At 70.1% G+C, this 22,874-nt stretch carries 20 protein-coding genes and 2 tRNA genes; 20 read left to right on the top strand and 2 right to left on the bottom strand.

The annotated features are described in order from the left end of the window. The first annotated feature begins 76 nt into the window (after nucleotides 1–76). The 5 genes from OG410_RS15105 (at nucleotide 77) to OG410_RS15085 (ending at nucleotide 8,338) form a co-directional block, all read left to right on the top strand. Nucleotides 77–1,627, top strand: a complete 1,551-nt coding sequence (locus tag OG410_RS15105) for an alkaline phosphatase D family protein (protein ID WP_329299612.1) — start codon at nucleotides 77–79, stop codon at nucleotides 1,625–1,627. Between the two features lie 81 nt (nucleotides 1,628–1,708). Then, a complete protein-coding gene (locus OG410_RS15100; RefSeq protein WP_329299611.1) occupies nucleotides 1,709–2,893 on the top strand; it encodes a hypothetical protein in 1,185 nt (394 codons plus the stop codon). A gap of 192 nt (nucleotides 2,894–3,085) precedes the next feature. Beyond that, on the top strand, nucleotides 3,086–4,585 hold the full coding sequence (locus OG410_RS15095) for a bifunctional cytidylyltransferase/SDR family oxidoreductase (protein WP_329299610.1): 1,500 nt from the start codon (nucleotides 3,086–3,088) through the stop codon (nucleotides 4,583–4,585). A gap of 168 nt (nucleotides 4,586–4,753) precedes the next feature. Continuing rightward, nucleotides 4,754–6,850 (top strand): hypothetical protein, encoded by a 2,097-nt coding sequence (locus OG410_RS15090; protein ID WP_329299609.1) that lies wholly within the window; start codon nucleotides 4,754–4,756, stop codon nucleotides 6,848–6,850. A gap of 297 nt (nucleotides 6,851–7,147) precedes the next feature. After that, nucleotides 7,148–8,338 (top strand): glycosyltransferase family 2 protein, encoded by a 1,191-nt coding sequence (locus OG410_RS15085; RefSeq protein ID WP_443063888.1) that lies wholly within the window; start codon nucleotides 7,148–7,150, stop codon nucleotides 8,336–8,338. Between the two features lie 61 nt (nucleotides 8,339–8,399). Here the strand turns inward: OG410_RS15085 and OG410_RS15080 are convergent, their stop codons facing one another. Then, nucleotides 8,400–9,800 (bottom strand): polysaccharide pyruvyl transferase family protein, encoded by a 1,401-nt coding sequence (locus tag OG410_RS15080; RefSeq protein ID WP_329299607.1) that lies wholly within the window; start codon nucleotides 9,798–9,800, stop codon nucleotides 8,400–8,402. A 256-nt stretch (nucleotides 9,801–10,056) separates the two neighbouring features. On the opposite strand from OG410_RS15080, the gene proB reads away from it, so the two are divergent. The 5 genes from proB to OG410_RS15055 all read left to right on the top strand — a co-directional run bounded on the left by proB (nucleotide 10,057) and on the right by OG410_RS15055 (nucleotide 15,344). Beyond that, nucleotides 10,057–11,163 carry a glutamate 5-kinase gene (gene proB, locus OG410_RS15075; RefSeq protein WP_329304133.1) on the top strand — a complete coding sequence of 369 codons (1,107 nt, stop codon included), beginning with the start codon at nucleotides 10,057–10,059 and terminating at the stop codon, nucleotides 11,161–11,163. 332 nt (nucleotides 11,164–11,495) lie between these two features. Next, entirely contained in the window at nucleotides 11,496–11,963 is a 468-nt protein-coding gene (locus OG410_RS15070) for a hypothetical protein (protein WP_443063757.1), read from the top strand. Between the two features lie 61 nt (nucleotides 11,964–12,024). Next, nucleotides 12,025–13,311, top strand: a complete 1,287-nt coding sequence (locus tag OG410_RS15065; RefSeq protein WP_329299606.1) for a glutamate-5-semialdehyde dehydrogenase — start codon at nucleotides 12,025–12,027, stop codon at nucleotides 13,309–13,311. Nucleotides 13,312–13,548: 237 nt separating this feature from the next. Continuing rightward, on the top strand, nucleotides 13,549–14,154 hold the full coding sequence (locus OG410_RS15060) for an SCO2584 family spore wall biosynthesis protein (protein WP_443063756.1): 606 nt from the start codon (nucleotides 13,549–13,551) through the stop codon (nucleotides 14,152–14,154). A gap of 122 nt (nucleotides 14,155–14,276) precedes the next feature. Then, nucleotides 14,277–15,344, top strand: coding sequence for an SCO2583 family membrane protein (locus OG410_RS15055; RefSeq protein WP_329299604.1), 1,068 nt, complete (start codon nucleotides 14,277–14,279; stop codon nucleotides 15,342–15,344). Between the two features lie 105 nt (nucleotides 15,345–15,449). Here the strand turns inward: OG410_RS15055 and OG410_RS15050 are convergent, their stop codons facing one another. Next, nucleotides 15,450–16,628 (bottom strand): M48 family metallopeptidase, encoded by a 1,179-nt coding sequence (locus tag OG410_RS15050; RefSeq protein ID WP_329299603.1) that lies wholly within the window; start codon nucleotides 16,626–16,628, stop codon nucleotides 15,450–15,452. Nucleotides 16,629–16,698: 70 nt separating this feature from the next. On the opposite strand from OG410_RS15050, the gene OG410_RS15045 reads away from it, so the two are divergent. From OG410_RS15045 to OG410_RS15000, 10 genes are all read left to right on the top strand, one after another. Further along, nucleotides 16,699–16,890 (top strand): hypothetical protein, encoded by a 192-nt coding sequence (locus OG410_RS15045; RefSeq protein WP_329304481.1) that lies wholly within the window; start codon nucleotides 16,699–16,701, stop codon nucleotides 16,888–16,890. Between the two features lie 127 nt (nucleotides 16,891–17,017). Continuing rightward, a complete protein-coding gene (locus OG410_RS15040) occupies nucleotides 17,018–17,179 on the top strand; it encodes a hypothetical protein (protein ID WP_037618764.1) in 162 nt (53 codons plus the stop codon). Nucleotides 17,180–17,247: 68 nt separating this feature from the next. Continuing rightward, nucleotides 17,248–17,979: a nicotinate-nucleotide adenylyltransferase gene (gene nadD / locus OG410_RS15035; RefSeq protein ID WP_329299602.1), complete on the top strand. Its 732-nt coding sequence runs from the start codon at nucleotides 17,248–17,250 to the stop codon at nucleotides 17,977–17,979. Between the two features lie 17 nt (nucleotides 17,980–17,996). Beyond that, entirely contained in the window at nucleotides 17,997–19,814 is a 1,818-nt protein-coding gene (locus tag OG410_RS15030; protein ID WP_329299601.1) for an LCP family protein, read from the top strand. A 126-nt stretch (nucleotides 19,815–19,940) separates the two neighbouring features. Further along, nucleotides 19,941–20,384 carry a ribosome silencing factor gene (rsfS, locus tag OG410_RS15025; protein WP_326787839.1) on the top strand — a complete coding sequence of 148 codons (444 nt, stop codon included), beginning with the start codon at nucleotides 19,941–19,943 and terminating at the stop codon, nucleotides 20,382–20,384. After that, the gene (locus OG410_RS15020; RefSeq protein ID WP_329299600.1) at nucleotides 20,381–21,067 is read left to right on the top strand and encodes a histidine phosphatase family protein; all 687 of its coding nucleotides are present in this window, start codon (nucleotides 20,381–20,383) and stop codon (nucleotides 21,065–21,067) included. Before rsfS ends, OG410_RS15020 begins: the two co-directional genes overlap by 4 nt. A gap of 117 nt (nucleotides 21,068–21,184) precedes the next feature. After that, nucleotides 21,185–21,257, top strand: a tRNA-Ala gene (locus OG410_RS15015). Between the two features lie 462 nt (nucleotides 21,258–21,719). Further along, the gene (locus OG410_RS15010; protein WP_261702676.1) at nucleotides 21,720–21,893 is read left to right on the top strand and encodes a hypothetical protein; all 174 of its coding nucleotides are present in this window, start codon (nucleotides 21,720–21,722) and stop codon (nucleotides 21,891–21,893) included. Nucleotides 21,894–21,896: 3 nt separating this feature from the next. Further along, a complete protein-coding gene (locus OG410_RS15005) occupies nucleotides 21,897–22,130 on the top strand; it encodes a hypothetical protein (RefSeq protein WP_037618755.1) in 234 nt (77 codons plus the stop codon). A gap of 602 nt (nucleotides 22,131–22,732) precedes the next feature. Continuing rightward, a tRNA-Ala gene (locus OG410_RS15000) sits at nucleotides 22,733–22,805 on the top strand. Nucleotides 22,806–22,874 lie beyond the last annotated feature (69 nt).

The raw sequence follows: 22,874 nt of genomic DNA, 5'->3' as shown, positions 1-22,874 counted from the left end.
TTGTTCAAGAGGCGGGCTGCTGCGCGGTGTGAGCTTTTCGGTGTCCAAGAGGCAACCGACGCAAGGGAGTTCGCCGATGTCCGGAGCCGTCTCACGCGATCGACGCCACTTTCTCACCGCCTCGGCCGCCGTGCTCGGCGCCGCCGCCTCCCCCCAGCTCTGGCTGCCCGGCACCGCCCGCGCGGCCGGAACCCCCCTGCCCGAGGGCGTGTTCAGCCTCGGTGTCGCCTCCGGCGACCCGTTGCCGGACGGCGTCGTGCTGTGGACCCGGCTCGCCCCGGACCCGCTGAACGGCGGCGGCATGCCCGACCGCGTGGTACCGGTCGAATGGGAGATCGCCGAGGACGCCCGTTTTCGCAAGTCGGTGCGCCGCGGCACCGCGCAGGCGCGTCCGGAGTACGGCCACAGCGTCCACGTCGACGTACGCGGGCTGCGCCCGGACCGCGCGTACTGGTACCGCTTCCGCGTCGGCGGCCGGCTCTCGCCGACCGGCCGCACCCGTACCGCGCCGCACCCCTACAGCGCGGCCGGCTCGCTGCGCGTCGCGCTCGCCTCCTGCCAGAACTGGCAGAACGGCTACTTCACCCCGTACGCCGACATGCTCCGCCAGGATCCCGACGTCGTCCTGTTCGTCGGCGACTACATCTACGAGTCCTCGCCGTCGGCGACGGCGGTGCGCCGGCACGAGGGCACCGGGGAGCCGTACACCCTCGTCCAGTACCGCAACCGGTACGCCCAGTACCGCAGCGACCCGCACCTCGCGGCGATGCACGCGAACGCCCCCTGGGTGGTCACCTTCGACGACCACGAGGTCGACAACGACTTCGCCGGGCAGATCCCGCAGGACCCGGACAAGCAGACCCAGGACGCGTTCACGGCCCGGCTGACCGCCGCCTACCAGGCGTACTACGAGCACATGCCGGTCCGGGCCACCGCGATTCCGAACGGGCCGCACATCCGGATGTACCGGCGGCTGGACTTCGGAAGCCTCGCCCGGCTGAACGTCCTCGACACCCGGCAGTTCCGCAGCGACCAGGCGACCGGCCAGGCGGGCGCCGAGGACCCCTCGCTCACCATGCTCGGCGCGGCGCAGAAGAAATGGCTGCTCGGCGGCCTGCGCCACTCACTGGCCCGCTGGAACATCGTCGCCTCGCAGATCATGATGGCCGAGACCGACCTCCAGGTCGGCGAGGGCAAGCTCTGGTACTACGACGCCTGGGACGGTTACCAGGCCGAACGCAATGCCCTCATGAAGGAGTTCGCGGGCATCCGCAACCCCGTCGTCCTCACCGGCGACCGGCACCTCACGATGATCAGCGACCTCAAGAAGGACTTCGCCGACCCGGACTCCGACGTCGTCGGCGCCGAGTTCGTCGGGACCTCCATCTCCAGCGGCGGCGACCAGGACCAGGTGGCCTTCCACAAGCAGTGGGACCCGCGGATGCCGGACAACCCGCACTGGAAGTTCATCGACGCCCACCGCGGCTACCACCTCTTCGACATCCGACGGGACGGGATCGACGCTCAGGTGCGCGTCCCTGAGACGGTGCTGAAGCCGGACGCCGCCTCCAGCACTCTGGCCCGTCTGCGGGTGGAGGCGGGGGAGCCGGGCGTACGGCTCGTGTGACGTGGGCATGCCCTGGGACTCACCGGAGTCCCAGGGCATTCTCAGGTCGTGCTCAGCATCCGTCCCTAACGTCCTCTCATCATGGAGACCGACTGTTCGACACCTGACACGACAGCCCCCGTGAGCGCCGCGCCGCTGCCTGTCGGAACCCGGCTGCTGCACATCGGCCCGCACAAGACCGGGACCACCTCGATCCAGGGCGCGCTGTTCGCCGCGAAGGACGCGATGGCCGCCCGGGGCGTCGACTTCCCCGCGCACAGCAGGCACCCGATGGAAGCCGCCCTCGCGGTCTGCGGCCGGCCCGGGATGATGGGCGACGCCCGGCCGGCCGAGCGGCACTGGGGGCGGCTCGTCGACGCGGTGCACGCCACCGGCGGCCGGACCTCACTGATCAGCAGCGAGTTCTTCGCGGACGCCCCCGACGACGCGACCGTCGCGCGGATCGTCGACGCGCTGGGCCGCGATCGCGTGCATGTCCTGGTCACGCTGCGCCCGCTGACGAAGATCATGCCCTCGCAGTGGCAGCAGTACGTGCAGAACGGTCTGCGCATGGGGTACGAGGACTGGCTCGACCACATGCTGCGCAGGGCTCCGTACGAGAAGCCCAACCCGAGTTTCTGGCGGCGGCACCGTCACGACCGGCTCGTCGAGCGCTGGGCGCGGGTCGTCGGCGCGGCGAACCTCACGGTCGTGGTGGTCGACGACCGTGACCGCGGTGGCCTGATGCGCACGTTCGAGTCCCTGCTCGGGCTGCCTTGCGGTCTCCTGGCGGAGGTCCCGGACACCTCCCATCGTTCCCTCACGCCGGCCGAGACCGAAATGCTGCGGATACTCAACAGGGAATTCCGCGGAAATGGACTTCCGGACGAGATCTATTCGAAACTCGTGCGCAACGGCGCGGTCCCGCGGATGAAGAACGCCTGCCGTCCGTCGTCGGACGACGTCCGGATCAGTACTCCGCCGTGGGCTCTGGAGGCGGCTGCGGCCATCGGCGAGGAGATGGCCGAACGGATCGGCGCCACGCGTGTACGGGTTCTGGGCGACCCGGCTCTGTTGTCCGCCGTGCCGTCGCCGCCGCCCGGCCCCGCGCGGGGTACGGCGCGGATCGACCCCGAGGCCGCCGCCCAGGCGCTGTACGGAGCGCTCGCCGTGGTCGCCGCGGAGTCCGTGCGTGCTGCCGCGATCCGGTCGGTTCATCAGACGCCGTCGGGGGAACTCGTCCGTGTCCTGGGTCACCGGATCCTCAAGCGCATGAAGCGAAGGTGAGAATCGCGCGCGAGACGTGTGCAGTTACTCACAGCAAATCCGGACAATTTGTCCGGCGTACTCGAAGTAGCCTGCAGGCAAGGTGAATAGCCGGTTGCGCGCACATATGCGGCAGGCGGCGCTCACCTTGCACGGCGGTAACCGTAGGTGGGACCATTCCTGGGTTCCCTGTCGCCCCAAGGTAGGTCACCTGTGTCTGAGCACATTGCCAAGCCCCGTACCACCGCAGTGATCCTGGCCGGTGGGACCGGTCAGCGCGTGGGTCTGTCGATTCCGAAGCAGCTGCTGAAGATCGCCGGCAAGGCGGTCATCGAGCACACGCTGACCACCTTCGAGCAGGCCGACTCGATCGACGACATCATCGTGCTCATGGCCCCCGGCTATGTGCCGGACGTCGAGAAGATCGTCGCGAAGGCGGGCTTCACGAAGGTGACCCGTGTCATCGAGGGCGGCTCGACGCGGAACGAGACGACCGAGCGCGCCATCGCCGCCCTCGGTGAGGGTCTGGCCGAGGGCGAGGACGCCAACGTCCTGTTCCACGACGCCGTGCGCCCGCTGCTGTCCGAGCGCGTCATAGACGACTGCGTCACGGCCCTGGAGCGCTACCAGGCCGTCGACGTCGCCATCCCGTCCGCGGACACGATCATCGTGACCCGCACCCACGGTGACGACGGCGAGTTCATCACCGAGATCCCGGACCGCTCCCGGCTGCGCCGCGGCCAGACGCCCCAGGCGTTCAAGCTGTCCACCATCCGGCGCGCCTACCGGGTCGCGGCCGGCGACCCCAACTTCCAGGCCACGGACGACTGCTCGGTCGTGCTCAAGTACCTGCCGGACGTGCCGATCCACGTCGTGGCGGGCGACGAGTACAACATGAAGGTCACCCAGCCCGTCGACGTCTTCATCGCCGACAAGCTCTTCCAGCTCGCCTCGACCACCGCGCCCGAGCAGGCCGACGAGGCCGCCTACCGCGAGCTGCTCACCGGCAAGACCCTCGTCGTCTTCGGCGGCTCGTACGGCATCGGCAAGGACATAGCCGAGCTCGCCGCGGGCTACGGCGCGAAGACGTACGCGCTCGGCCGCTCCACCACCGGCACGCACGTCGAGAACCCCGAGGAGGTCGACGACGCGCTCTCCACGGCGTACGCGGAGACCGGGCGCATCGACTACGTCATCAACACCGCGGGCGTGCTGCGCATCGGCAAACTGGCCGAGACGGACAACGCGACCATCGAGGAAGCGCTGAAGGTCAACTACCTCGCCCCGGTGCAGATCGCCCGCTCCTCGTACAAGTACCTGGCCGAGAGCAAGGGCCAGCTGCTGCTCTACACCTCCAGCAGCTACACCCGCGGCCGCGCCGAGTACAGCCTCTACTCCTCCACCAAGGCCGCCATGGTGAACCTCACCCAGGCGCTGTCGGACGAGTGGGCCGGGGACGGTGTCCGCGTCAACTGCATCAACCCCGAGCGCACCGCGACCCCCATGCGCACCAAGGCGTTCGGCCAGGAGCCCGCGGGCTCGCTGCTGTCCTCCGAGGCCGTCGCGCGGACCTCGCTGGACGTCCTGCTCTCCGAGCTGACCGGTCACGTCATCGACGTCCGCCAGCAGGACCCGACGGCCGGCGCGGGCCGCGCCACCGGTTTCGAGGCGGCTCTGGCCGCCGTCCTGGACCGCCAGGACGGCGTGGCATAATCAAAAACGAATAGCCTTTCGGAATTCAGGCCTTTGTGTCCGCGCGTTCATCGCGTATTCACAAGGGCCTGAATCCGTAGAGTTCACTTTCCGCTTTCAGTTCATATCGGTATCAAAAGAACTTTTGGTATCAAACCGGCACTCACCCCCTCAAGAGCAGGTTTCTCCGTGATTTCCACCGCTATTCGCGTTGCCCGGGTGGGCAGCGCGGCCGAGCTGGCGGCGGCGGCCCTCATGATGCTGGGCTTCCCCTGCCTGATGCTTGCCGCGCTGCTGCCGAGCGTGGGCGCCTTCGCGGCCGCGGCCGCCGTGACGTACCTGGCGGACCACTATCTGCACCGGCGCGGCAGCTACCTGGTCAACCGCCTCAGCAAGGTGCGGGCCGGTCTGTCCATCAGGTTCCTGATCCGGCAGCTGCTGCTCGTCCTGCTCCTGGCGCGACTCGACCTGTCCGGCAGCATGGTCTTCTACGCGGCCATCGCGTGCTTCCTGACCTTCTACGGCTTCCAGGCACCGCACGCCGCGCTGGTCACCTTGATCGATCTGCGCCGCAAGATGCCCGTCGCCACCCGCAACGTCGACCTGGGCGCACGTGTCCGTATCCCGGACGCGCCGCCGCGCCGGCTGCTCTCCCGGTCCACCGAGAAGATGCTCCACCTCGACCTGGTGGCCGTCGCCGGCCTCCTGATCTCCGGGGCGACCGACGCCACCGTCTACGGCTTCGCGGGCATCGCCGTGACGTTGCTCCTGGCCCTCGGCTACGTCGTGGCTCTCGTCCCGTTCGTGCGCGGCCGGAAGATCCCGCCGAACGCCGACAAGGTCCTCGAGGCTCTCGACGACTGGCTGCGCGCGTACCGTCCGGAGACGGTGCTCTACTTCTCGGGTTCCAAGGATTCCGCCTACCAGGTCAACATGTGGCTGGAGACGATGGAGCAGCTGGACACCCGGCCGCTGATCATCCTCCGCGAGCGGGCGATCCTGGAACGCATGGCGTCCACCACGGTGCCGGTCATCTGCGTGCCCGGAGGGGTGCACCTGATGAACATGGACCTGTCGACGGTGCGGGTCGCGCTCTACGCGGCGAACGTCGGCAAGAACATCCACATGCTGCGCGTGCCCACCATCCAGCACGTCTTCATCGGCCACGGCGACAGCGACAAGCTCGCCAGCGTCAACCCGTTCAGCAAGGTCTACGACGAGGTGTGGACCGCGGGCCGCGCGGGCCGCGACCGTTACGCGATAGCCGACGTCGGCGTCCGTGACGACGACATCGTCGAGGTCGGCCGCCCGCAGCTGGCCCCGATCAAGACCTGGAAGGGCGTGCCCGAGGGCCGCATCCCGACCGTGCTGTACGCCCCCACCTGGGAGGGCTGGGACGACAACCCCGGCAACACCTCGATCCTCCTCGCGGGCGAGAACATCGTGCGCTCTCTGCTGGAGGCCGAGCCGCCGGTCCGCGTTCTCTACAAGCCGCACCCGTTCACCGGAACCCGCAGTGGGGCGGCCAAGGCCGCGCACCAGCGGATCACCGCGCTGGTGGAGGCCGCGGGCGCCGGGCGCGCCGTCAACCCGCAGTTCGTGTCCGACATTGCCGGACAGGCGGCGGCGAAGGAGCAACTGGCCCGTATCGAGGCCCGTATCGCGGTCCTGACCGGCTCCGAGGGGAAGAGCGACGAGGCCGAGGCCACGCGCGACGGCCTCATCGACATGGCCCTGCACGCCGAGGTCGCCCGGTTGCGTGCAGAGTGGAACGACGCCTACTGGCGTTCCTTCGGCACCGCCGAGCACCGCGTCATCACGGGTGCCGAACCGCGCCTGTACGACTGCTTCAACGTCTCCGACGCGATGGTCTCGGACATCTCCAGTGTGGTCTCCGACTTCATCGCGAGCGGCAAGCCGTACGCCGTCACGGACTCCGCGGAACTCGGCGCCGAGGAGTTCAAGCGCCAGAACACCGCGGTGCGCGGCGCCGTGATCCTGTCCAACTCTGCTGCGGAGCTCGACGAGTTGCTCGAAGCGGTCATCGACCCGGCCGCGGACGCGCAGGCCACCGGCCGCCAGGAGCTCAAGCGCTACCTGCTCGGACCGGACGAGCCGGCCTCGATCGACCAGTTCAACTCCGCGGTACGGGAGCTGGCGCGGCAGGCCGAGCGACGCAACCTCGGCCAGAAGAACGGCGCTTCTGCCGCCGCCGTGAACCTCGCGGCCGCGCTGCCCGGCCAGCGGGTGACCGGCGAGACGGACGGTGCCGCGGTCACCGGTTGATCCGGTCCGCATGCGCAAGCGGGCATGGCCCCGGGGATTTCTCCCCGGGGCCATGCCCTTTCTTACGCGTACCACCATTCTTCGCCGAGTCTTCGCCGAGCCTTCGTGGGTAAGTCACGCACCGTTTCCTGTGAGCTGCGTCACGAAATGGGTTGGTCGGGCAACCTAACAGTCCTTCCGGCTGTCTTCTATGCAGCGATTGAGGTAATAGCGGGAAATGTTCTTGTGACACTTCCCTAACAAGGGGGAAACGTGCCGCATCCTGATGTGACGATCGTCATCGGGGCGTACGAAGCGATGCCGTATTTGGTCAAGTGCCTGGAATCAGTGGAGAACCAGACGCTCGGACCCGAACGCATCGAGGTCATTGCCGTCGACGACGGATCCACGGACGGCACGGGGGAGTACCTGGAGGAGTTCGCCGAGCGGGCGGCCATGTCCGTGACGGTCATCCGGCAGGCCAACTCGGGCGGCCCCAGCGGTCCGCGCAACGTCGGCCTCGGCAAGGCACGGGGGCGCTACGTCTTCTTCCTCGACGCCGATGACTACTTCGGCGCCGAGGCCCTGGAGCGCATGGTCGCCATGGCCGACGAACAGGGCACGGACGTCGTGCTCGGCAAGGTCGTCGGGATCAACAGGTCGGCTCCGAAATCGATGTGGGGCAAGAACCAGCCCCGTACCGATGTCTTCTCCTCCAACATCAAGTTCACGCTCAGCGCGCAGAAGCTCTTCCGCCGTGACTTACTCACTCGGCACGGGATGGTCTTCGACGAGTCGCTGAAGACCGGCGAGGACGCGCTGTTCACGATGGAGGCCTATCTCCGCGCCGACGGCGTCTCCGTCGTCGCCGACTACGACTGCTACCACCTGGTCGGCCGTGACGACGGCAAGCACGTGACCAAGAGCGGCAGTTACACCCTGCGCTTCGACTCGGCCCGCGCCCTGATGGGCCTGATAGCCGAGCTGGTACCCGCCGGGCCGCGCCGCGACAGCCTGATGGTCCGACCGTTCCTGATCACGCTGCTCCCGCAGTTCGGCCCGGTCCTGCTGAAGCAGACCGAGGAGGAGTGGCGTCACAAACTCGACCTGGCCAAGCCGCTGATGGACGCCTACTGGGGCAAGGGCGTCGCCGCCCGGCTCAAGGTCAACGAGCGGCTGCGACTGCATCTGGTGGCCCAGGGCCGGGGCGATCTCCTCCGGGACGTGGTGGAGTTCGTCAAGGCGAAGAAGACTCCCGGGCTCGTGCTGGACTCCCGTGGCCGTAAGCCCTACCTCGCCTACCCGCACTTCCGTGACCGGGCCGCCGGCATCCCGGACAGTTACTACGTCCCGACGACCCGGGAAACGGTCGCCATCGAGGGCTTCAAACCTGGTCCGGCACGTTTCCCGCGACTGCGCCGGGTGGCCCGGCGGGTGCTCGGGGCACGGACCCGGCGGGTGCTCGGAGCACAGGCCCGGCGGGTGCTCGGGGCGCGGCGTCGGGCCTGAGCCCCTGAGGTGCCTCCGGGCGTCCGGCGCGAAGACGGCCGCCCGGAGGGTGCCTGCCGGTCTACTGGCGGCCCGACTGCAACGCCTTGCGCAGGGGCCGGCCCACCGCGCGGCGCGCCAGCCGGTAGACCGAGCGTCCGGGCGTGGCCACCGGTTCCGGGACGGGCTTGGGCGCCTTGGGTGCCCGCGTCAGCTCCCGCTTCAGACGGACGTTCTCCGTGGACAGTTCGGTGAGACGGCTCTGGAGCCAGCCGAAGCGCGTGGTCAGGGAGGCGATATCGGCGTCGTTCCAGGGACGGGCACCGGGCGGGAAGGTGAGGGAGCGGACGCGCTTCTCGTGGGCCGCGCCCCCGTCGCCGTGCGTGAAGGTGTTCTCCAGGCCGTTGCGGGTCAGGAACCCGGTGAAACGCTCGAAGCGCTCCTGGTGTCCGCGGACCAGCGGGCCGAAGTCGGCCGCCTCGTACAGCTCGGCCGGATCGAGGTCCGCGGGCAGCTTGGTGATCGGCCGGTGCGGGATGTCGAAGTAGCGGCACAGCTCCAGCGTGCGGGAGTCGCCGCACAGCACCGTCGCGGGCGTGCCGGCGAGCAGCGCCGCGATGTTCCCGTGGATGCGGGAGCCGAAGGAGAAGTCGAAGTCGCGCAGATCGTCGATCCAGGTGACGGGATCGATGTAGACGCGGACCTTGTCCTCCCGGTACATCGGGTGGTCGGGATGCGTGGGCATCGCGGTCACGGCACCGTTCGGATCCGATAGATCGCGCCAGTGCAGTTGCCGTGCGTCGGATATGTTCTGGCCGATGAAGCGCAGGTGCGGGTAGCGCGCGTGGGCGTTCCGGACGATCGGGTCGAGGCCCTGCGTCCGCATCGCGCTGTGCGAACCGTTGACCGCGATCCGGGACTCGGGCCCGAGCGCGTCGGCCCGCTTCTGTACGTCGAGTCGGTCGCCGTACATGAACAGGGAGGGGCAGCCGATGACCTCGACGTCGTTGAAGCCCATGTCCCGCAGGTACTTCTCGGTGAACTCGCCCCGCACCCCGATGGACGCGCTGTGGTCGAGCACCGCGGCGACGAACTCCCGCACGGCGGGTTCGATCGACTTCAGCCGCGCGGGGTCGTAGTTCAGGCCGGCCTGCGCTCCGACGCCCGGGATGATCACCGGGATCTTCAGCTTGCCGATGAGCTTGGTCAGCCGCTTGAGCGGGACCTCGAACGAGGGCCGGAACGCGTTGGCCAGCGGGATGACGAAAGCGTCGAACTCCTCGTTGATACGGCCTGCCGCGGCTACGTCGGTGCGCATGCCGTTGGAGACCACCTCGGTGTGAGGTGTTTCGAGGATCTTGTGCGCGGCGTCGCTGAAGATGAGGTTGCCCGCGTTGGTCGCGATGACGTCCTGGTGGAGGGCCTGCTCCATGGGGACGACGTCGTACGGGCTTTTTCCGGATCTCAGGAGGATGCGCTTCACGGGGGGAACAGTAGATGACACAAGGTTCAACTTAACTTTGCTCTGTCTTTTATTTCCATGAGGAACGCATACAATCTTTTAATCGTGTGCGACTCGTGATCGCGCGGTTATGTGGCAGCGTCCGCCTGCTGGAACGACCGGTCGGCCTCTTTCCCCTTCGCGTAGATTGCGGGGCGGGGCATTGGGACCAACGCGAGGGGACACACCGCAGGTGGCAGCGGCAAGGCAGACCGAGACGCACACCGACAGGGACGCTGTGGTGCAGGCCCGCAGGATCATCGTCAAGGTGGGCTCCTCGTCGCTCACCACCGCCTCCGGCGGCCTCGACGCCGACCGGGTCGACGCCCTCGTGGACGTCCTCGCCAAAGCCCGTGACGGCGGCGAGAAGGAGATCGTCCTCGTCTCCTCCGGAGCCATCGCCGCCGGCCTCGCGCCGCTCGGACTGCGCCGCCGCCCCAAGGACCTCGCCCGCCAGCAGGCGGCCGCCAGTGTCGGCCAGGGCCTCCTGATGGCCCGCTACACCGCCTCCTTCGCCCGCTACGGCATCCGCGTCGGGCAGGTGCTCCTCACCTCCGACGACACCAGCCGGCGCGCCCACCACCGCAACGCCTCGCGCACCCTGGACAAGCTCCTCGCGATGGGCGCCCTCCCGGTCGTCAACGAGAACGACACGGTGGCCACCGACGAGATCCGCTTCGGCGACAACGACCGTCTCGCCGCCCTCGTCGCCCACCTCGTACGCGCCGACCTGCTGATCCTGCTCTCCGACGTGGACGGGGTCTACGACGGCGACCCCGGCAAGCCCGGCACCTCACGGATCGCGCAGGTGCGCGGGCCCGCGGACCTCGCCGGCGTCGAGATCGGCAGCGCGGGCAAGGCGGGCGTCGGCACCGGCGGCATGGTCACCAAGGTCGAGGCGGCCAGGATCGCCGCCGCGGCCGGCATCCCCGTGGTGCTGACCAGCGCCGTCCACGCCGCCGACGCCTTCGCGGGCCGGGACACCGGCACCTTCTTCCACGCCACCGGCAAGCGGTCGGCCGACCGGCTGCTGTGGCTCCAGCACGCCTCCACGCCGCAGGGCGCGCTCACCCTGGACGACGGCGCCGTACGCGCGGTCGTCGAGCGGCGCACCTCGCTGCTGCCCGCGGGCATCGCGGGCGTCGAGGGCGAGTTCACCGCGGGAGACCCGGTCGAGCTGCGCGACAGCGCGGGCCGGGCCGTCGCGCGGGGGCTGGTGAACTTCGACGCCAAGGAGATCCCCCAGCTGATCGGCCGCTCCACCCGGGAGCTGGCGCGCGAGCTGGGCCCCGCGTACGAGCGCGAGGTCGTGCACCGCGACGACCTCGTCCTGCTGAACCCGTAGGGCAGGCGCTCCCCGCCGGGTACCGCCGAACCCCTGGAACGCGTGCCGTACCGGGTCCCGCCGCACCCGTGGACGAAGCGTCCGGCCGGGCGCTTCGGTGAGATCCGCGTCCCGACCGGTGGATGGCACGGTGGCCTCGTCCGCCAGGCACCGGTACCGGCGCCCCAGGGGTGCCGCCGGGACCGCTGTCCGCTACATCCGTAAACGGCCGAATCCCCCGCCCCCACCGGTGGACGTTCCGTAAAACCGCCACACGGCGGCTTCTCACCTGCTCAACTTTGTGGCAGGGAGAGTCCGGGATTCGGTACGACCATCGGGTAAAGGAGGCCGTCGTGAGACGAGTGCGCCCTGGGGTGGCGGCGTCCCGCGGTGGTCCCGCCTCCCGCGCGGTGGGCGAGGAGCGGGCCCTCACCAGTGTCGCGGCCGGCGACACCTACGAGGGCGAGCAGCCCGCCGACCTGCCCCGGCTGTGGCACGTGACGCTGAGCGTGTCCGGCGGCGAGGCCCCGCTGACCGAGGTGCGGCGCGGTCTCGAACAGCTCGCCCACGACCACCCCTTCCTGCTGACCAGCCGGTACGCCAACGACCACGCGGAGATCCGCTACTGGGAAGAGGCCCGCGACCTGCACGACGCGGCGGCCGTCGCGCTGCGCCTGTGGGGCGAGCACCGCCAGACCGCCCAACTCCCGCCCTGGGAGATCGTCGGCCTGGAGGTCGTCGACCGCGAGACGTACCACCAGCGGATCGCCGAGGGGTACGGACCGCTGCCCGCGACCCCTGTGGGAGTTCACCCGTTTTGAGCCCGTCTCGTCGTATGGGACGACCGCAGGACCGGCCCGCCGGGCGCACTACGCTTCCCTCATGACCACGCTCTCGCCGTACGACTCCATGTCCCCGGTCGCCCAGGCCGCCTATCGCGCGAAGTCCGCCGCCGCCGACCTGGCGCCGCTGCCGCGGGCCGAGAAGGACGACGCGCTGCTCGCGATCGCGGACGCGCTGGAAGTGCGTACGAGCGAAATCGTCGCCGCCAACGCCAAGGACATCGCGAAGGCCCGCGAGGCCGGGACCAGCGAGAGCATCATCGACCGGCTCACGCTCACCCCCGAGCGCGTGCGCGCGATCGCCTCCGACGTCCGCGACGTCGTGGCGCTGCCCGACCCGGTCGGCGAGGTCGTCCGCGGCTCGACCCTCCCGAACGGCATCGACCTGCGCCAGGTCCGCGTCCCGCTCGGCGTCGTCGGCATCATCTACGAGGCCCGCCCGAACGTGACCGTCGACGCGGCAGCTCTGTGCCTGAAGTCCGGCAACGCGGTCCTGCTGCGCGGTTCGTCCTCCGCCTACGAGTCGAACACGGCCCTCGTGCGGGTCCTGCGCGACGCCGTGGGCGGCGCCGGACTGCCCGCCGACGCCATCCAGCTCGTGCCCGGCGAGGGCCGCGAGTCGGTCCGTGAACTGATGCGCGCCCGCGGCCTGGTCGACGTCCTCATCCCGCGCGGCGGCGCCTCCCTGATCCGCACCGTCGTCCAGGAGTCCACCGTCCCGGTCATCGAGACCGGCACCGGCAACTGCCATGTGTACGTCGACGCGAACGCCGACCTCGACATGGCGATCGACATCCTGATCAACTCCAAGGCCCAGCGGCCCAGCGTCTGCAACTCCGCGGAGACCCTCCTGGTCCACCAGGACATCGCCGCCGCGTTCCTGCCGCGCGCCCTGGACGCCCTCGCGGACGCCGGGGTCACCGTGCACGCCGACGAGCGCGTCCTCGCCTATGCCGAGGACTCCAAGGCCACCGTCGTGGAGGCCACGGCGGAGGACTGGGACACCGAGTACCTGTCCTACGACATCGCGGCGGGCGTCGTGGACTCGCTCGACAAGGCCGTGTCCCACATCCGGCTGTGGAGCTCCGGCCACACCGAGGCCATCGTCACCACCTCGCAGCAGGCCGCGCGCCGCTTCACCCAGCTGGTCGACTCCACGACCGTCGCCGTGAACGCCTCGACCCGCTTCACCGACGGCGGCCAGTTCGGCTTCGGTGCCGAGATCGGCATCTCCACGCAGAAGCTCCACGCGCGCGGTCCGATGGGACTGCCGGAGCTGACGAGCACCAAGTACATCGTCACGGGCGACGGCCACATCCGCCGCTGAGACACCGGCGGGGGCGCCGGCCACGGAGGCGTCCCCGAACCCGGCGGCGGCCCCGTGAGAGCTCTGGAGCCCGGTCCCGCCCGGAGGTCCGCCGGGGCGCGAGGACGGCGCGGCGCCGGGCGCCGGGGCGCGCGGCGGACCGTTCACGGCCCGCGGTCCACCGAGGCGCTGTCTCGTCCTGCGGCCGAATTTCCGTACCGTCTGCCCAAATTGACCCCTCAGGTCTACTCTGGATCCGTGCCGGAGGACGTGGGGGGCACGCCGTTCCCTGACGGCTGGGAGCCCGACGACGACCACGACCGCGGGGGCGCGGACGAAGAGTTCGCCTCCGTGGTCTTCGACGAGGACTTCGTACGGGCGGCGGCGTTCCATGAACCGACCGCCGTGGAGCGGCTGCTCGCGGCCGCCCAGGCCCGCGCGGAGGCCTCCGAGGCCGAGGCCCGCCGGGCACGCGCCCGCGGCGCCCGCGGCGACGACGAACGCTACGAGGACGGCTTCGGCCACGGCGACTTCGCCCACGATCCCGACCTGGACGATCCGGACGACTCCGAGATCCTGGAGGGCCGCCACGGCTTCCCGGGGATGTACGGCCGGCCCTACGGCAGACAGGCCCGCTGGCACCGCCACGTCGCCTGGCTCCTCGCCCTCGTCATGGGCATCGGGATGGTCGCCCTCGCCTTCACGGCGGTCTACCGGGGCGCTTCCCCCGACGGCCAGGACCAGGTCCCCTCACCCGCCTCCTCCGGCCTCGAACAGGGCCAGGAGAAGATCACCGGCCCGGGCCCCTCCGCCTCCGCCGGTGCTTCCCGCCCTGCGGTGTCGGCGGTGCCGCGCACACCCTGACACCGGTCTCCCCACCGAGGCACCGACGTTCGTCGCACAGCGTGACCACCTGGTGGGAACCTGTCAGAACTTGTCGCACACCACAGCGTTTACCGGAGCCTCCGGAGACCTACTCTGAAGGTATGGGCGGGCCTGGAGACCCACCTGAGGGGACACCCGAGGGTGCTCCCGCCGGTGGCGAGGACGAGTACCGATCCGTCGTCTTCGACGAGTCGTTCGTCCGCGCTGCCCGCCTCCAGGAGTTCTCCGCCCGGGAACGCATGGCCGACCACAGCCCGGCCGTACGCCGCCGCCCGCCCCTTCAGCGCGGGCTGTCCCGGCAGGCCCTGATCCTCGTCCTGCTGATAGCCATCGCCTTCGGCACCGCGATCTACATGGGGGTACACCACCCGTACCCGACCACCGCCACCCGGTCGGTCGAACCGCTGCGCATGACGGTGATCCCGCTCGCTCCGGGGACCGCCGTCCCTGGCTCGGCCAGCACCGACGAGCTGTTCACCGGCAGCCCGGCCGCCCAGTTCCGCACCGGGGCCGACGGCATCACCATGCCCGCCGTCCGGCGCACCGCGCACTTCTCCGACAGCCAGGTCGTCACCGCCCTGACCACCGCCAAGGACTACCTCGTCGAGTCCTCCCTCGACCCGAGCGTGCTGACCGGAGGCGCCACCCGGCCCGTACGGATCCTGCTCGACCCGCGGCAGCTCGACCAGTTCGACCGGAGCTTCGACCACCCGGCCGCCGACGGACGGCACGCCCCCACCGGCTGGCTGATCCGCTTCGACGCGACCCGGACGCAGCTCGCCGACAAGGGGATCCGGGTGCAGGGAACCCTCCAGGCGGCCGAGTCCGACGCGAACACCCTGGAGGTCGTCGCCGACCACACCTTCGTCTACGCGCTGAAACCGACGGGTGCGAACGCCGGGGCCGAGGCCTCCCTGTTCACCGTGCGGCGCGAACTGACCTTCCGCTTCGACCGCGACGACCTGCGCATGCACCAGGCCGAACTGGTGGTCTCCTACGTCCAGGCGGGCCCGCTCGCCTGCTCCGACGACCCGGTGAGCCGGCTGCGGCCGCTGCTCGCGGGCGAGACGGCCAAGGCGGGCGGGCCGGCCGGTACCGACCCGTACGCCACCGGCAGCGCCACCGCCGTGTGCGGTTCGCTGGCCAGGAGCGCGCAGCCGAGGGTGTAGCCGGGTCACCGGGCGGCGCCGCCCGGCGGCGGTCGGCGGCACCCCCGGCGGGGTCCGGCGGCCGGCGGCGCTACCCGGCGGGGCGGCGCGATCCGGCGGGGGCGATCAGTCCCGGCCGTCGGTGCCGGTGCCCTCGTCCCCGGAGCGGTCCTCGCGCGGCGCCTGCCCGGTGCCGCCGCCACTGCCGGTGCCGGTGCCGGTGCTTCCGGTGTCCCCGTCGGCCGCGCCGTCCTTGGGCGCGCCGCCCGCGAAGCCCCCGAAGCCGCGCCGTACCCGGCCCCCGAGGTCACCCGCGCCGCCCGCGAGGTCGCTGACCAGCTTCATCAGCGGATCCTTGGAGTTCTTCATGTCGTTGGCGTAGCTGGCCGCCGACTGCCGGAACGAGTCCGACACCGAGGTGTCCTTGTCCGCGTCGCGCCGCGGATAGTGGCCGTCCATGATCCGCTGGTGGTCGCGGGACTCCGCCCACTTCTTCAGCTCGGCCGCGCGGACCGCGGTGAAGGGGTGGGTGCGCGGCAGCACGTTCAGGATCTTGAGCACGGAGTCCCGCAGGTCGCCCGCCGACTCGTACTCCTCGGCCTGCGCGAGGAACGCGTCCACGTTCATCTCGTGCAGGTGATTGCCGCCCGCGATCTTCATCAGACCGCGCATCGAGGCCCGCAGGTCCTGGCCGACCAGCAGCCCCGCCCGGTCCGCCGACAGCTCCGACTTGCGGAACCACTCACGCAGCGCGGTCACGATCGCCATGATCGCGAGGTTCCCCAGCGGGATCCAGGCGACCCGGACCGCGAGATTCGTGAGGAACAGCAGGATCGTGCGGTAGACGGCGTGACCGGACAGCGCGTGGCCGACCTCGTGGCCGATGACCGCCCGCATCTCCTCCTCGTCCAGCAGCTCGACGAGCCCGGTCGTCACCACGATGATCGGATCGTCCAGCCCGATGCACATCGCGTTCGGCTGCGGGTCCTGGTTCACGTACATCGGCGGGACCTTCTCCAGGTCCAGGATGTAACAGGCGTCCCGCAGCATGTCGTTGAGGTGCGTGAACTGGGCGTCCGAGACCCGCACCGAGTCGGACAGGAAGAGCAGCCGCAGACTGCGCTCGGGCAGCAGACCGCTCAGTGCCTTGAAGACCGTGTCGAAACCGCTGAGCTTGCGCAGGGCCACCAGGGCCGAGCGGTCCGCCGGGTGTTCGTAGGCCCGCGAGGAGATCCCCTCGAAGCGCCTGCGCTGCCTGCTCGGCACGTTCTCGTGCCCGTTCCGTCCCTGGTCGCCGTCGGACATGTCTTCCCCCATGTGCGTCTGAGTGCCTTTTGTTCCCCCGAGGCAGAGCCCAGCCTAGGCGGAGATACCGTTGACGGGCAGTACAGAGAAGGAGTCGTACGACATGGAGCACATCCCCGCAGCCGCGTGGCTCACGGAGGCCGCCGCGGCGGCAGACAGGCAGGGTCCGGGCGATCTGCTCCGCGTCGTGCTGATCGTCATGGTCGTCGGCGTGGTCCTGGCCGCCTGGTTCCTGCTGCGCGGCTACAAGCGCGACGACTGACGACCGGCCGCGGACCGACGGGCGGAGCGCCGTCCCCAACGGCGGAGTCGGCGTGTTCGCTGTGTGGGCGCCCGCATACGATGGGCCGACATCTTTATCCCGCACCCACTGGATAGGTTCTGCCGAGATGAGCTTCCAGCACACCGCCGCACAGTTGGCCACCGTCGTCGCCGAGGGCGAGAACGGCGGCAACCACGAGAGCCTCAGCCCGTACCTGACCGGCGGCGGGGCGCTGTTCATCCTGCTTCTGCTGCTGTGGATCACCACGCGCTTCAACCGCGACCGCTGAGCCTCCCGGGCCCGCTCGGGGCCCCTGTCGGCCGGAGCCCGTCGGCCGGGCCGGTAGGGTCTGCACGCATGGGAGAGCAGGACATGCCTACCGGTCCGGCGAGTGACACGGAGAGCGGCGCCGCCGGCGACGCCACGGGCGGCGCGGGCGCGGCGGCCGGCGGCGCGGTGAAGCGTCTCGTGACCGGCACCGGCAACGGCCCCTCGAATCCGGGCAAGCGCCGGCTCGGCGTCATGGGCGGCACCTTCGACCCGATCCACCACGGACACCTGGTCGCGGCCAGTGAGGTCGCCGCGCAGTTCCACCTCGACGAGGTGGTGTTCGTGCCGACCGGGCAGCCGTGGCAGAAGACCGACCGCACGGTCACCCCGGCCGAGGACCGCTATCTGATGACGGTCATCGCGACCGCCGAGAACCCCCAGTTCTCGGTCAGCCGGATCGACATCGACCGCGGCGGCCCGACCTATACGACGGACACACTGCGCGACCTGCACGCGCTCAACCCCGACGCGGATCTCTTCTTCATCACCGGCGCGGACGCGCTCGGCCAGATCCTCACCTGGCGCTACACGGAAGAACTGTTCTCCCTTGCGCACTTCATCGGGGTCACCCGGCCCGGTCACACGCTGACCGACCCGGGACTCCCGGAGGGCGGTGTCTCGCTGGTCGAGGTTCCCGCGCTCGCCATCTCGTCCACAGACTGCCGTGCGAGAGTCGCCAAGGGCGACCCCGTCTGGTATCTGGTGCCGGACGGTGTGGTGCGCTACATCGACAAGCGTGAGCTGTACCGCGGCCAGTGAGCCGAGAGGGGCACCCGGTGAACGACCGATACGACGGATACGCGGGCGGCGGCGACCAGCAGTACGAACTCGTCGGCTACGACGAGTACGGGCAGCCTGTGTACCGGCAGATCCCGCAGCAGCCCGCCCAGGGGTACGACGGCTACGACGCCGGGCAGCAGCCCGGCTACGGCTACGACCCCTATGCGACGGGCCGTCAGGAACCTGTCCGGCCCTACGACACGGGCCACCAGCCACCTGTGCCGTCCTATGACACCGGTCAGCACGAGACGGTGTCTCCCTATGACACCGGCAGGCAGGAGACGGTGTCGCCGTACGACACCGGTCAGCAGCCGGCCGCGTCCTCGTACGACTCCTTCGACCCGTTCGGCACGGGTGCGCCCACGGCCGGCGGGACCGGGACCACCCGGACTCCGTACGACGGTCACGGGCGGAGCGCCGACGCGGCGGGCGCCGCGAGCACCGGCCGCCGGCCCCGGGTCGCCGAGCAGACCGCCCGCATCCCGCAGCAGGCCGGGCCGGCCGAGGACGACGCTCCCCGGGCCGACCGGGACTACCGCACCGAGCAGTTCGCCTTCGTCGAGGACCAGGAGACCGAGTCCGAGGACGTCATCGACTGGCTGAAGTTCACCGAGAACCGCACCGAGCGCCGCGAGGAGGCCAAGCGCCGCGCCCGCAGCAGGATCGTGGCCCTGGTCGTGGTCGTGGCCCTGGTCGTGGCCGGTGGCGCGGGCTACCTCTGGTACGCGGGCAAGCTTCCCGGCGCCGCCTCGGACGCCAAGCCGGGGGTCACGACGCCCGTCGCCGCGCAGAAGCGCGACGTGGTCGTCGTCCACCTGCACAACACCAAGGGCGGCGATACCGCCACGGCCCTGCTCGTCGACAACACCACCACCAAGCAGGGCACCACCGTCCTGCTGCCCAACTCCCTCGCCCTGACGGACGACGACGGCTCGACGACCACGCTCGCCAAGTCCGTCGACACGGACGGCTCCTCCGGGACACGGGAAGCGCTCGACACCGTGCTGGGAACCAGCATCCAGGGCACCTGGCGGCTCGACACCCCCTACCTGAACAACCTCGTCGAACTCGTCGGCGACATCGAGGTCACCACCGACACCGACGTTCCGGACCCCGCCTCCAAGAAGAAGAGCGACCCCCCGCTCGTCAAGAAGGGCGAGGACCAGACCCTCAGCGGCAAGATGGCCGTCGCCTACGCCACTTACCAGGCCGCGGACGAGGCCCAGAACGCGCAGCTGGAACGGTTCGGACAGGTCATGCAGGGGGTGATGCGCAAGCTGTCCTCGGACAAGCAGGCCGCCACCACCACCGTGCAGACGCTGGCCCAGATCCTCGACCCGTCCCTGACCGACCAGGACCTCGGTGCCTTCCTCGCCAAGCTCGCCGACCTCGCCAAGGGCGGCGACTACAAGACCGCGCTGCTGCCCGTGCAGCAGGACGGCACGCTGACCGCGAGCACCTCCGACAGCGTGATCAAGAACGTCCTGGGCGGTACGGCGAAGAGCCCCGAGGCGGGCTCCGCGGTCCGCGTCGGCATCGAGAACGCCACCGGCGTCAAGGCGGCCACCGGCCAGGCCAGGGTCGCCCTGGTCAACGGCGGCTACACGTTCCTGGACTCCGGCACCTCGGCCGCCGCCCAGAGCGTGTCCCGGATCACCTACAGCGATGCCGCCAAGAAGGAAGACGCCGTCGAGGTCGCCAAGACCCTGGGTCTGCCCACCAGCAGCGTGAAGAAGGGCAAGGCCACCGGCAACGCGGACGTGTCCGTCGTCCTCGGCCAGGACTACAAGATCACCAGCCGCTCGACGGGGTGACCCGCGGGTGACCGGCATCACGCCCCGGGGCCCGGCCCCGGGGCGTGGCCGCGGAAACGCGTGGGGTGTCGTCGGCGGTCCGTGAGACCCTTGAGTCGTAACCGACCGCCGACGGAAAGCCGCGTAGTGACCGCCACGGACCGCTCCATCGAGCTCATCAATGCCGCCGCACAGGCGGCCGCAGACAAGCTCGCGCACGACATCATCGCCTACGACGTCAGCGATGTGCTCTCCATCACCGACGCCTTCCTGCTGGCGTCCGCGCCCAACGACCGTCAGGTCAAGTCGATCGTCGACGAGATCGAGGAGCGCCTGAACAAGGAGCTCGGCGCCAAGCCGGTGCGCCGAGAGGGCGACCGCGAGGCACGCTGGGTGCTGCTCGACTACGTCGACATCGTGGTGCACGTCCAGCACAGCGAGGAGCGCGTCTTCTACGCCCTCGAGCGGCTGTGGAAGGACTGCCCCGAGCTCGACCTGCCCGCCGAGGCCAAGGCGACCCGCGGCAAGGCCGCCGAGCACGCCAAGTTCCAGGCCGAGGAGGACTCCGTCGGCATGGAGGAGCTGCGGTGACCGCCGAGGCCCGCGAGGCCGCGGGCGCGACCGCCGAGGCGAAGCCGGGCAGGGGCCGTCGGGTCATCCTGTGGCGGCACGGCCAGACCTCCTGGAACGTGGACCGCCGCTTCCAGGGTTCGACGGACGTCGAGCTGACCGAGACGGGCGTCGGGCAGGCCGTCCGCGCCGCCCGGCTGCTCGCCTCCCTGAAGCCCGACGCCATCGTCGCCTCGGATCTCAAGCGCGCCGCCGCGACGGCCGCCGAGCTGGCCGCCCTCACCTGCCTCGACGTCACCCACGAGGAGGGCCTGCGCGAGACCTACGCGGGCGTCTGGCAGGGGCTGACGCACGAGGAGATCATCGCCCGCCACGGCGAGCAGTACGCCGCGTGGAAGCGCGGTGAGCCGGTGCGGCGCGGCGGGGGCGAGCTGGAGACCGAGGTCGCCGACCGCGCCGCCCCCGTGGTGCTGCGGCACGCCGACAAGCTCCCGGACGACGGCACCCTCGTCGTCGTCAGCCACGGAGGCACGATCCGCACCACGATCGGCCGTCTGCTCGGTCTGGAGTCCCGGCACTGGGAGAGCCTCGGCGGCCTGTCCAACTGCTGCTGGTCCGTTCTCGGCGAGGGCGTCCGCGGCTGGCGGCTGCTGGAGCACAACGCCGGCACGCTGCCGGAACCGGTCCTCGGCGACGACGACTGAGGGGCGCCGTACGGCGCTCCGTCCGGTCGCGCGGGCCCGGAGGGACCGGATTTCACTTTCCGGCTGGTCGCAGGCTAAAGTTCTTCTTGTTCGGCCCGCAGGGCGGGAAGAACGCAAGGGGCTATAGCTCAGTTGGTAGAGCGCCTGCATGGCATGCAGGAGGTCAGGAGTTCAATTCTCCTTAGCTCCACAGACCGACTCTCTCGAGTTGTCGGACAGAGTGATGAAAGATCCCGTTCCCGTGAGGGAGCGGGATTTTTCGTTGCTCGCACCGGAGTTGGGGCCCGGCCTCGGAGGAACGCGCCGAGGCGGGCGCAGTTGGGCGGACGGACTCCGAAAGCCGTGTCGTGGATCACCCCGGACGCGTCGCCCCGGCAGCCTCCGTGACACCGTCAGGAGCCGCGCGCCCTCTCCGGCTCATGGGGGGCCGTGGTCTTGGGCACACTCATCTCGAACCCGCTTGAGTCACTTGGGGTCCCTGGGGCGTATACCTTTGCGGACGCGCTCCTGGCGTGCTCGTATGCGCCGGTCGCCAGGGGCGTGCTGGGTGCCCGTGTCCGGACTGGTACGAAGGCGTCGCTGACCGTATTGCTCCGGCCGTGGCAGAATCAAACGGCCGGAAGGGGGCGCGGCCCGACGGGAGGGAGTAGCGATGCCTGCCAGCATCCTCGAGGAGGTCGACGATCTCCTCGAAGTGGCATTGAACCGTAAGAAAGCCACCCTCCTCGACTGCCCTTCCTGCGGATCGGTCCACGTTGCCCAGGTTCTCGGTGACAACGGTGGAATCTCCTACGTGTGCACGGCCTGCGGCCACAGCTGGAGCTGATTGATGGGTGCACACAGGCGGAAATGCGATTGGTGCGGCAGTGGTACGCCGATCGTCCGCGACATGGAACCGGTCAACCACGACTACCAGTACTGGTGCGAGGAATGCGCGCGGGCGCTGATCATAAAAGGCGACCCGATCGAGACGTACCGCGAGCTGGAGGGCGAGCCGATCTACGCACGGCTCCTCGACGAGCACTGCACGCTCAAGCGCTTCTATTCGTTCGCCACGGCCTGACCCGGGGACCGCGTGCCCCCGGGGCCGTGTGCCCCGGCGCTGTACGACCCCGGGACGGCCTGCCCGTGTGACGGCCGGTCCCGGCGCCGGGCCGGCCCGGGGTCCATCCCGCCGCGGGGCGATCCGGCCCCAGTCGGCCCGACGGGCGCGGGCGAATTCCCCTCGGCGAGCCGCCGGCGTCAATCCGCTGCCGTTCCGGCGCAGTTCCCGCCCTGCACGCACCCGCCCCTGCGCGTACGCGCGAGCGGGACACCACAGCCGCCCTGGAGCGGCCTCTGCGCATCGTCCGCGCCCCGGAAGGCCGGGCGGAGTCCGCCGTGACCCCTGAAGCCCGCCAGAAGCCGCGCAGCGGCCCCAGGTGGCGTTCCCCGTCCGTCGCTGTCCGGAGAACCCCGCCCAACGCCTCCTCGAACCCGTTCGGCCCAGCGGTCGTATCCGGGCGGACATGGCACGCGGCGGGGCCCGCACTATGCGACATGAAGCCCGAATCGGTACAGACGGGAAACGATTTGGTGGTTCACCAGGGGGACCGTGTAATGTTGGCGTCGCCGCCGGGGAAACCGGCGACACGGTGAAAACGCGGTCTCACCGCGTGGCCACAAGGGGCTATAGCTCAGTTGGTAGAGCGCCTGCATGGCATGCAGGAGGTCAGGAGTTCAATTCTCCTTAGCTCCACAGACGTTGAAAGCGGGCCACCCGATCAGGGTGGTCCGCTTCTTCGTTTCCCGTGCTCTCGCGGAACGG

The sequence above is a fragment of the Streptomyces sp. NBC_00659 genome (assembly GCF_036226925.1).
In the GTDB taxonomy this organism is placed as follows: Bacteria; Actinomycetota; Actinomycetes; order Streptomycetales; family Streptomycetaceae; genus Streptomyces.
Note: the sequence above shows the minus strand (reverse complement) of the source record. Positions and strands in the feature narration are given on the sequence as shown.

Excerpts from the sequence above, each read along its gene's own strand:
- OG410_RS15105 (WP_329299612.1), top strand. The coding sequence starts at position 77 with ATGTCCGGAGCCGTCTCACGCGATCGACGCCACTTTCTCACCGCCTCG.
- OG410_RS15100 (WP_329299611.1), top strand. The coding sequence starts at position 1,709 with ATGGAGACCGACTGTTCGACACCTGACACGACAGCCCCCGTGAGCGCC.
- OG410_RS15085 (WP_443063888.1), top strand. The coding sequence starts at position 7,148 with ATGCCGTATTTGGTCAAGTGCCTGGAATCAGTGGAGAACCAGACGCTC.
- OG410_RS15065 (WP_329299606.1), top strand. The coding sequence starts at position 12,025 with ATGACCACGCTCTCGCCGTACGACTCCATGTCCCCGGTCGCCCAGGCC.
- OG410_RS15055 (WP_329299604.1), top strand. The coding sequence starts at position 14,277 with ATGGGCGGGCCTGGAGACCCACCTGAGGGGACACCCGAGGGTGCTCCC.
- OG410_RS15050 (WP_329299603.1), bottom strand. The coding sequence starts at position 16,628 with ATGTCCGACGGCGACCAGGGACGGAACGGGCACGAGAACGTGCCGAGC.
- OG410_RS15040 (WP_037618764.1), top strand. The coding sequence starts at position 17,018 with ATGAGCTTCCAGCACACCGCCGCACAGTTGGCCACCGTCGTCGCCGAG.
- nadD (WP_329299602.1), top strand. The coding sequence starts at position 17,248 with ATGGGAGAGCAGGACATGCCTACCGGTCCGGCGAGTGACACGGAGAGC.
- OG410_RS15010 (WP_261702676.1), top strand. The coding sequence starts at position 21,720 with ATGCCTGCCAGCATCCTCGAGGAGGTCGACGATCTCCTCGAAGTGGCA.
- OG410_RS15005 (WP_037618755.1), top strand. The coding sequence starts at position 21,897 with ATGGGTGCACACAGGCGGAAATGCGATTGGTGCGGCAGTGGTACGCCG.